This window comes from Cetobacterium sp. ZOR0034, from assembly GCF_000799075.1.
In the GTDB taxonomy this organism is placed as follows: Bacteria; Fusobacteriota; Fusobacteriia; order Fusobacteriales; family Fusobacteriaceae; genus Cetobacterium_A.
This window is the reverse complement of the sequence record NZ_JTLI01000110.1, coordinates 1-1,643: the sequence shown is the minus strand read 5'-3', so window position 1 is coordinate 1,643 and position 1,643 is coordinate 1. Positions and strand designations below refer to the sequence as shown.

At 27.3% G+C, this 1,643-nt stretch carries 2 protein-coding genes; both read left to right on the top strand.

The features are described from left to right. The coding region (locus L992_RS13720; RefSeq protein ID WP_052194007.1) for a hypothetical protein at positions 1 to 601 on the top strand (601 nt) is incomplete at its 5' end. Between the two features lie 62 nt (positions 602 to 663). Then, the gene (locus L992_RS12750) at positions 664 to 1,620 is read left to right on the top strand and encodes a tyrosine-type recombinase/integrase (RefSeq protein WP_047396658.1); all 957 of its coding nucleotides are present in this window, start codon (positions 664 to 666) and stop codon (positions 1,618 to 1,620) included. Positions 1,621 to 1,643 lie beyond the last annotated feature (23 nt).

The window sequence follows — 1,643 nt, the reverse complement described above, 5'->3', positions numbered from 1 at the left end:
TAAAAATAGATATATTTACATAAGTAAAGAAGAGGCTAAAAAAGGAACAGCGTTAGTTTTTGCTGTAACAGATGAACCAATAAAAAATATGGAAGAATATTTTGAAGGAAGAGCTTGTTTATTTGTTGGAGAAGACCTCCCCCATTATATAACATATTTAGAAAATGAAAATACAATTAGAGAAGCTACAGAAGAAGAGAAATTAGCAAGAAATCAAAGAGTACTTAGTGATAATGAAATCCTAAATGAAAATGGAGTAATTGAAGCATATGATCCATACAGTCAAAAAATTATAGATAATAAAATAGTTGATAAAACTAGAGAGGATTATATCAATGAGAATTTAATAACTTTAGATTCTGAAAAAAATAAAGCTAGAAATCAGAGAGAAATTGAAATGAAATCAATTGATTTATACGATAAAGCAGTACTTAGAGGAGATATTGAAGAAACTGAAGATATGAAAAAAGAAAGAGACGAATACAGAAGAAAGTGGCTAGAACTTCCTAATTCCTATGAAAATATAAATACTCCAATTGACGATTTATATCCTCAAAAACCTTCTGCAATTGTATACTTTACTAATTATTCTGTATTTTAATTAACAAACTCCTGTTATTATGTGATGTTGTAAGTACAACATTATATATTCGGGAGGAACAAATGAAAATATCAGAGAAAAACAAAATACTTTATCAACTTTATTTAGATAGTAACTATGCTGTGAATGAAAACACAAAAGATACAACATACAGGACATACAAAAATTCTATGTACTACTTTATGGAATTCTTACATACAAAAGAAGGCAATAGATATTTAATATCAGATGATACTTTGAAAAAGATTATAGAGATTTTAGAAAGATTTATTATACATTGTAGGGAAGCTGGAAATAATAATAGAACAATTAATGGAAAGATAACGGCAATTAGTAGTTTTTATAAATGGTCTACTAAAAGAGGGTTAATAAAACATCATCCATTCCGTGATAAAATAGATCGTTTAAAAATTACTGAAAAAGATAGAAGAAGAACTGAATATTTCCTTACATGGAAACAAATTTTTACAGTATCTTTATTAATGGAAATTAATCCTAAAAAATTTGACTTAAAAAGTAGATTGATGTGGGAGTTGTTCCTTGATAGTGGCTTTAGAATAAGTGCTGTTCATAGTTTGAAGCTATCTCAATTAGACATTGAAAATACTATGTTTACTGGTGTTTCTGAAAAAATGGGTAAAGTTAGAGATTTATTTTTCTTTTCAACAACAAAAAAATTACTATTAGAGTTAATCAAAACAATGAGTGATGAAGAAAAAGCAACAGATTATATTTTTGTAACAAAGTATAATGGCAAATATGGACAAATGAGTCAAACTGCTATAAGAAGAAGAGTTAGAAAAATGGGAAAATTAATAGGTATAGAAGACCTTTACCCTCATTCTTTAAGAAAAACAGCAATTAATCAGATTAATAATTTATCAGATACAAAAACTGCTAGTGAATTTGCTGGACATAGTAGTACTAAAGTTACTGAAGAACACTATATTCAGCAGAAAAGCTCAGCAGATCAACAGAATAGAATATTCTTGATGAGAAAAAACGCAGGATTAATTTAGTTGAAATTTAAAAATTTCTGTCC

Excerpts from the sequence above, each read along its gene's own strand:
- L992_RS12750 (WP_047396658.1), top strand. The coding sequence starts at position 664 with ATGAAAATATCAGAGAAAAACAAAATACTTTATCAACTTTATTTAGAT.